We start from the raw sequence: 7,643 nt of genomic DNA on the forward strand, positions 1-7,643 counted from the left end.
CAGGGCTTCGGCGGCATCCTCGGCGTGGCGCAGGGCTCGGATCGTCCTCCCCGTCTCGTGCGGCTCGACTACGCGCCGGCGGATGCCACCCGCCACATCGCACTCGTCGGCAAGGGCATCACGTTCGACACCGGAGGCCTCTCGCTCAAGCCCGCGGCCTCGATGGTCGGCATGAAGTTCGACATGGCGGGAGCCGCCACCAGCGTCGCCGCGCTTCGCGCGATCGCAGCACTGCGCCTCCCCGTCCGCGTCACCGCCTGGCTGTGCATCACCGACAACATGCCGTCCGGCCGCGCGCTGCGTCCCGGCGACGTGATCCGTATCCTCGACGGCACGACCGTCGAGGTCCCGAACACGGATGCCGAGGGCCGCCTGGTGATGGCCGACGGTCTCGTCGCGGCCAGCCGCGAGAACCCCGACGTCATCATCGACGTCGCGACGCTCACCGGGGCGATCGTCATGGCGCTCGGCCACCGTCACACCGGAGTGTTCGGCGCGGATGAGGCAGTCGCCGAGTTCCTGGCGGCAGCCGGCGCGGCAGACGAGCTGGCATGGCACATGCCGCTCCCGGAGCACATGGAGGACTCGCTCGACTCCCCCATCGCCGACATGCAGAACGCCAACATGGGCGACCGCATGGGCGGTGCGTCGTACGCGGGACTCTTCCTCCGCCGCTTCGTCGGACGCGTGTCGGACGAGAAGGACGCCCCGCGAATCCCCTGGGTGCACCTCGACATCGCCGGTTCCGGTGAGCACAACGGTTCGCCCTACGGCTTCACCGACAAGGGCCCGACCGGAGCGATGGTCCGATCGATCATCGCGTTCGCCGAAGCATCCCACAAGGAGGCATGACCATGACCACGCACACCTTCGACATCGTCGTCCTGGGCGGAGGCAGCGGCGGATACGCCGCCGCACTGCGGGCCAGCGAGCTCGGCAAGTCCGTCGCCCTCATCGAGAAGGACAAGGTCGGCGGAACCTGCCTGCACCGAGGCTGCATTCCCACGAAGGCGCTGCTGCACGCGGCAGAGGTCGCGGAGCACGTGCGCGATGCCGCCCACGTCGGCATCTCGGCGACCCTCGACGGCATCGATCCCGCGGGCGTCCGCGCCTACCGCGAGGGCATCGTCGCCAAGAAGTACAAGGGGCTCGAGGGCCTCGTCAAGGCTCGCGGCATCACCACCGTCGCAGGCTTCGGCCGACTGGGCGCCGACCGCTCCGTGAGCGTGGGCGATGACGTGTACGTCGGCACCGACGTCATCCTCGCCACCGGCTCGTACAGCCGCACGCTGCCCGGTCTCGAGATCGGCGGACGGATCCTGACCAGCGAGCAGGCTCTCTCGCTCGACGTCATCCCCGAGCGTGTGCTCGTGCTCGGCGGCGGTGTGATCGGGGTGGAATTCGCCAGTGTGTGGCGATCCTTCGGCACCGAGGTCACGATCATCGAGGCGCTGCCGCATCTGGTGCCCAACGAGGACATCGCCATGAGCAAGGGTCTCGAGCGCGCATTCCGCCGCCGCGGCATCCAGTACTCGCTCGGCACGCGCTTCCAGACGGCGACTCAGGATGACAGCTCGGTCACCGTCACGCTGGAAGACGGCAAGTCGTTCACGGCCGACTACCTGCTCGTCGCCGTGGGGCGCGGACCGGTCACGGCCGATCTCGGCTTCGAAGAGGCGGGAGTCGCGCTCGACCGCGGGTTCGTCACGGTCGACGAAGACCTCCGCACCGGAGTGCCCGGCGTCTGGGCGGTCGGCGACATCACCCCCGGCCTGCAGCTCGCGCACCGCGGCTTCCAGCAGGGCATCGCCGTCGCCGAGCGCATCGCAGGCCTCTCGCCCGTGAACGTCCCGGACGTGCAGATCCCCAAGGTCACCTACTCGAGCCCCGAGGTCGCCTCGGTCGGCGTCACCGAAGAGGCAGCCGTCGCCGAGCACGGTGCCGACGCCGTGGTCTCGTACGAGTACAACCTCGCCGGCAACGGCAAGAGCGAGATCATCGGCACGGGCGGGCTCGTCAAGGTCGTGCGACTCGCAGACGGCCCCGTCATCGGGGTGCACCTGCTCGGCGACCGCGTCGGCGAGCTGATCACCGAGGGCCAGCTGGCCGTCGCGTGGGAGGCCCACCCCGAAGACATCGCTCCGCTCATCCATGCGCACCCCACGCAGAGCGAGGCACTGGGCGAAGCCTTCCTCGCTCTCGCCGGAAAGCCACTCCACGCCCTCTGAACACCAACCGGTGCACAGTTCACTAAGCTAGACACGCGTCATTTAACTTCCTGAAGGAGACTCAGTCATGAGCACATCCGTCGTCCTCCCACCTCTCGGCGAGAGCGTCACAGAGGGTACCGTCACCCGCTGGCTCAAGCAGGTCGGAGACACCGTTCAGGCGGATGAGGGCCTGCTCGAGATCTCGACCGACAAGGTCGACACCGAGATCCCCTCCCCCGTCTCCGGCGTCATCGAGGAGATCCTCGTCGCCGAGGACGAGACCGTCGAGGTCGGCGCACTGCTCGCCCGCGTCGGCGACGGCAGCGCCGCTGCCCCCACGCAGGATGCACCCGCCGAGGCCGCACCGGTCGCGGAGCAGGCTCCTGCTGCGGAGCCCGAGGCACCCGCTGCCCAGGCCGAGGCACCTGCCGCACAGCCTGAAGCCGCAGCTCCGGCGCCTGCAGAGTCGGCACCGTCCGCCCCCGCCGGCGACGCGACCGACATCGTGCTCCCCGAGCTCGGCGAGAGCGTCACCGAGGGAACGGTCACGCGCTGGCTCAAGCAGATCGGCGACACCGTCGAGGTCGACGAGGCACTGCTCGAGATCTCGACCGACAAGGTCGACACCGAGATCCCGTCGCCCGTCGCCGGTGTCCTCCAGGAGATCGTCGCCGGCGAAGACGAGACCGTCGAGGTCGGCGCTGTGCTCGCTCGCGTCGGCTCGGGCGCTGCCCCTGCGGCCGCTCCCGCTGCGCAGGCTCCCGCCGCCGAGGCACCCGCCGCCCCCACCGAGACTCCTGCCTCTCCCGCAGAGGCTCCCGCTGCTCCGGCTGCGGAGGCCCCGGTCGCTCAGGCTCCTGCCGCCGAGGGTTCGGCTGCACCCGTCGCCCCCGCTCCTGCGGCAGCGCCGTCGGAGCCCGCACCCGCTGCAGCAGCGGCTCCGGCACCCGCCGCCGCTGAGTCGAAGCTGTCGCTCCCGACCGAGAGCGACAACCTCTACGTGACCCCGCTCGTGCGTCGGCTCGCGTCGCAGCAGGGCGTCGACCTCGCCAGTGTCACCGGCACGGGCGTCGGCGGACGCATCCGCAAGGAAGACGTCCTCAAGGCGGCCGAGAGCGCTGCATCCGCACCCGCGGCAGCCTCTGCACCCGCGGCTCCTGCTCCGCTCGAGGTCTCGCCGCTGCGCGGAACGACGCAGCCCATGTCGCGCCTTCGCAAGGTGCTCGCCAAGCGCGCTGTCGAGTCGATGCAGCAGACGGCTCAGCTCACCACCGTGGTCGAGGTCGATGTCACCGCTCTCGCGGACTACCGCGACAGCGTCAAGGGCTCGTTCCTCGAGAAGACGGGCGACAAGCTCTCCTTCCTGCCGTTCTTCGCACTGGCCGCCGCGGAGGCGCTGCGCGCCTTCCCGATCGTGAACGCCACGGTCGACGGAGAGAACATCGTCTACCCGGAATCCGAGAACGTGTCGATCGCCGTCGACACCGAGCGCGGTCTGCTCACGCCGGTTCTGCGCGACGCCGCATCGAAGAACATCGCCGAGATCGCCCACGAGATCGCCGACCTCGCCGCCCGCACGCGCGACAACAAGCTGAAGCCCGACGAGCTCGCCGGCGGAACGTTCACGCTGACCAACACCGGTTCGCGTGGCGCCCTGTTCGACACCCCCGTCGTGTTCCTTCCGCAGTCCGCGATCCTCGGCACAGGAACGGTCGTCAAGCGCCCCGGTCTGGTCAAGGTCGGCGGCGCAGACGCGATCGCGGTCCGTTCGTACGTGTACCTCGCACTCTCGTACGACCACCGCATCATCGACGGCGCCGACGCAGCCCGCTTCCTGGGCGCCGTCAAGGCGCGCCTCGAGTCCGCGCAGTTCGCCGCTCAGCTCGGAGCCTGACCACAGCATCACCCTGGCTGGTCCGCGACGTCGTAGGCGTCGCGGACCAGCCATTTCTCTGCGATCCGTACGAGCACGATCATCCGCTCGTGCTGCGCACGACCTTCACCGTCGCCGTCAGCTGACGCAGATCGCATCCGGATGACGGCGACATCGCCGTAGACGTCCACCGGCGTCAGCTGAAGCGAGCCACCCGATCCGGTGCCCGACAGCGCCTCGACGATTCCTGGGGCTCCCCCGGCCACAGCGTCTGCACACTCCGGATCGCCGGTGTCGGCGCATCGATCGATGGCTGCCAACAGCGTCTTCGCCGCGGCCACAGGCTCGGCCAGGTCGCCATCCGACGGACTGCTCGGCGACACCGACGGCACAGCGGACGAAATAGCTGACGGCACGGGTGACGGCGGTGGCCCCCCAGCCGCACCTTCGATGGGCGGACGGTCAGTCGGCTTCGTACCCGAGGCATCCGTCCCGGAGCGCGACGCGCCATCGGGCTCGTCCGTCGCTCCCCCCGGCCACAGCAGACCGCCGCCGAGCACGACCACGACAGCGACGACCGCGATGAGCAGCTTACGGCTGCGAGGCACCGACGGTCGTGTTTCGCCCGTGACCGAGGCTGCGCCAGAACGCTCGACAGGGCGGAAGCCCCCGATCCGCGCTCGACCCGCTCCCTCATCTCTTCGGCCCGGGGCACGCGACATCCGGATTCTCACAGCGCGGCGCCACTGCTCGAGCCGGCGCGTGATCGCATCCACAGTGCGGTCGCTCTGCACCACCGGCCGCCTTTCCGCGCGTCGCGAGGTCGCTCCCGCACCGTTTTTCGCAGCCACCGCCGGATCCGCTCTCAGACGTCGCACCACATCGATGTCTCGTGCCTTCTCGGGCACATGGGCGTCCCGCCTCAGCGGTCGTGGCGCTGCCATATCGAGCAGCTCGGCCTCCCAGCGCTCCAGCTGCCTCCTCGGAATTCCCGGCCTGTCACCGCGCTTCTGCAGCCCCTCGCTGATCGCGACGAGCAGCCGCCCCAGGGCGCGGTCGACGGAGCCTCCGCACAGCCGATCGATGATCTCCGCTGCCCCGATCAGCGCGTCCTTTCCCGCGCCGATCACGAACATCGGTCGACCGTCTTCCGTGAGCCACCAGTCCCCGGTCTCCGGTCTTTCGGATCTGCTGAGTTCCCCGATCCCCCGCAGGACACTCGCGACCAGCGTGGTCACCTCCCCCGAGCTCAGCGCGTCGTCGATCGCCGTGCGGCGCCCGAGGAACGCGGGGATCCGTTCGGTACACCACGGGAGCAGCACATCATGCCCCTCAGCTCGGCGCACGACGTCGAGCGGTCCGGCGACGTGCTCGCTTCCCGCGTGCTCCCACCCGGCCCACCCGCTGATGGTCTCCGCGCTGACCAGCACCGCCACAGTCGAGCCGCAGTTCACCAGTCCGCCCGTGTAGGGTCCCTCGTCCTTGTCGAGATTCCTCACCACTCGGTGCGCCCCGGGCACCAGCACTGTGCCACCCTCACGAGGTCCTGTCGTCGCCATGGGCTCCATCACATCCCATCGTCGCGGCCGATCAGGCGTGTGGAGAGTGATGTGAACGGATACCCGCGCAGCGGCCGATCGTGCAGGAGCAGTGCGGTCTGAATCCGCCCGACGCGAACGACGACATCACCGCATCCGGGAGTCGGTATTCTTATGGACATGGCAAACCGCGCGTCCGCACCCGAGAAGCGTCCGGGATTCTTCTCCCAGATCAAGTCCCTCTTCAAGTTCACGAGAGAGATCTACCCCTGGCTTCCCTGGGCGCAGATCGCGCTGCTCGTGCTCGGCATCCTGATCGGCCTCATCGTCGGGTATCTGATCCCGCCGTTCCAGATCTGGACGCTGATCCTCTGGGGCATCTCCGGACTGATGCTCGGTCTGCTCGGAGCCATGTTCCTCATGACCCGCCTGTCGACCTCTGCGATGTACCAGAAGATCGACGGGATGCCGGGTGCAACCGGCCACGTCATCAGCACGAGCCTCGGGCGCAACTGGCAGGGCACCGAGACGCCGGTGGGCATCAACCCGAAGACGCAGGATGCCGTGTACCGCACCGTCGGCCGCGGCGGAGTAGTCGTGATCGGCGAAGGCTCCCGCGGGCGCTTGACCAGACTCGTCAACGACGAGCGCAGCAAGGCCGCCCGCGTGGCCCACGGCGTTCCCGTCACGGTGCTCTACGTCGGGCACGGAGATGACGACGTCGCGATCGCCGACCTCGCCAAGACGATCAAGAAGCTTCCCAAGGTGATCGACAAGGCGACCATGGGCGCCGTCATCCGACGCATCGAGTCGGTGTCCCAGTCGATCTCGTCGTTGCCGATCCCCAAGGGCATCGACCCGACGAAGGTCCGCGCACAGCGCCCGCGCTGATCCAGCACCCCGCAGACGCAGAAGCGCGGCCGCACCTCATCGGAGGGGCGGCCGCGCTTCTGCGTTCACTCGGAGAGCGGCTGGCGTGGGAGCCGGCGCACCTTCGCGCGACGCCGGCGGCGCTCGGGAACCATGGATCGCATCTCGTCGAGCTTGCCGAAGCAGAACAGGCGATCCTCCGCCTCGAGGACGACGTGCTTGCGCGGGTTCGGGATGACCGAGACTCCTCGATGCAGCGTGAGCACCGTGATGTCCCGCTCCCACAGCCCTGCTTCTCCGAGCGTCTTGCCGACGAGGTCGACCGCGCCGTGCACCATCAGCTCGGCAACGCCGTAACCGGTCGAGACGGTGAGGCGCTGACGCACGTCGATCTCAGGGAACGCGACCTGCCCTGCGATGTAGTCGATGATGGCCCCGGCGACGTCGAGCTTGGTGGCCGTCTCGATGCCCTGAAGGCCGGGTGAGGAGTTGACCTCCATGACCAGCGGGCCGTCATCTCCCTCGAGCATGTCGACGCCCGCGACGCGAAGGCCCATGATCTGGGCGGACCGGACGGCGGCCCGCTCGTAGACGGGGTCGAGTTCGACCGCCTCGACGGACCCGCCGCGGTGCACGTTCGAGCGGAACTCGTCGCCCGCCGCCGACCGCCGCATCGCCGCCACGACCCGGTCGCCCACGACCAGTGCGCGGATGTCGCGTCCGCGGCTCTCGGAGATGAACTTCTGGATGAGCACGTTCTGCTTGGTCGAGTGCAGCGTCTCGATGATCGCCTCGGCGACCTTGACCTGCGGAGCCAGGATCACCCCGATGCCCTGCGTGCCCTCGAGTAGCTTGATCACCACGGGCGCTCCGCCGACACGCTCGATCGCCGGTCGGACGTCGGCGCGATTGCGCACGAACGCGGTGGGAGGCATGGCGATGTTGTGGCGCGACAGGATCTGGTTGGCGCGGAGCTTGTCGCGCGCGCTCGAGATGCCGTTGGCCGTGTTCGGGGTGTAGACGTCCATCTGCTCGAACTGACGCACCACCGCGGTGCCGAAGTAGGTGATCGAGTTCCCGATCCGGGGCAGGATCGCGTCATAGTCGCTCAGCTGACGTCCGCGGTAGTGCAGATCGGGTTCGTCAGCGGTG

General features: G+C 69.0%; 6 protein-coding genes. 4 read left to right on the forward strand and 2 right to left on the reverse strand.

What is annotated here, in order from left to right; all coding sequences use genetic code 11:
- The 3 genes from J7E68_RS07395 to sucB form a co-directional block, all read left to right on the forward strand.
- A partial coding sequence (locus J7E68_RS07395; protein WP_285224932.1) for a M17 family metallopeptidase occupies positions 1-852 on the forward strand: 852 nt, incomplete at its 5' end.
- 2 nt (positions 853-854) lie between these two features.
- Complete coding sequence (lpdA, locus tag J7E68_RS07400) at positions 855-2,228, forward strand: dihydrolipoyl dehydrogenase (protein ID WP_215171301.1); 1,374 nt, start codon at positions 855-857, stop codon at positions 2,226-2,228.
- 67 nt (positions 2,229-2,295) lie between these two features.
- Positions 2,296-4,104, forward strand: coding sequence for a 2-oxoglutarate dehydrogenase, E2 component, dihydrolipoamide succinyltransferase (gene sucB / locus J7E68_RS07405; RefSeq protein WP_215171303.1), 1,809 nt, complete (start codon positions 2,296-2,298; stop codon positions 4,102-4,104).
- A gap of 8 nt (positions 4,105-4,112) precedes the next feature.
- Here sucB and J7E68_RS07410 read toward each other — a convergent pair whose 3' ends face one another.
- A complete protein-coding gene (locus tag J7E68_RS07410; protein WP_215171305.1) occupies positions 4,113-5,642 on the reverse strand; it encodes a hypothetical protein in 1,530 nt (509 codons plus the stop codon).
- A 159-nt stretch (positions 5,643-5,801) separates the two neighbouring features.
- Between J7E68_RS07410 and J7E68_RS07415 the strand changes: the two genes are divergently transcribed.
- Positions 5,802-6,512: a DUF4191 family protein gene (locus J7E68_RS07415; RefSeq protein WP_215171307.1), complete on the forward strand. Its 711-nt coding sequence runs from the start codon at positions 5,802-5,804 to the stop codon at positions 6,510-6,512.
- A gap of 65 nt (positions 6,513-6,577) precedes the next feature.
- Here J7E68_RS07415 and J7E68_RS07420 read toward each other — a convergent pair.
- Positions 6,578-7,643, reverse strand: a 1,066-nt coding sequence (locus J7E68_RS07420; RefSeq protein ID WP_215171309.1) for a RimK family alpha-L-glutamate ligase, incomplete at its 5' end; no start/stop codon positions are given.

The organism is Microbacterium sp. ISL-103, assembly GCF_018613995.1.
In the GTDB taxonomy this organism is placed as follows: domain Bacteria; phylum Actinomycetota; class Actinomycetes; order Actinomycetales; family Microbacteriaceae; genus Microbacterium.

What these genes read in the sequence shown, in the direction of transcription:
- lpdA (WP_215171301.1), top strand. Translation starts at nt 855, where the DNA reads ATGACCACGCACACCTTCGACATCGTCGTCCTGGGCGGAGGCAGCGGC.
- sucB (WP_215171303.1), top strand. Translation starts at nt 2,296, where the DNA reads ATGAGCACATCCGTCGTCCTCCCACCTCTCGGCGAGAGCGTCACAGAG.
- J7E68_RS07410 (WP_215171305.1), bottom strand. Translation starts at nt 5,642, where the DNA reads ATGGCGACGACAGGACCTCGTGAGGGTGGCACAGTGCTGGTGCCCGGG.
- J7E68_RS07415 (WP_215171307.1), top strand. Translation starts at nt 5,802, where the DNA reads ATGGCAAACCGCGCGTCCGCACCCGAGAAGCGTCCGGGATTCTTCTCC.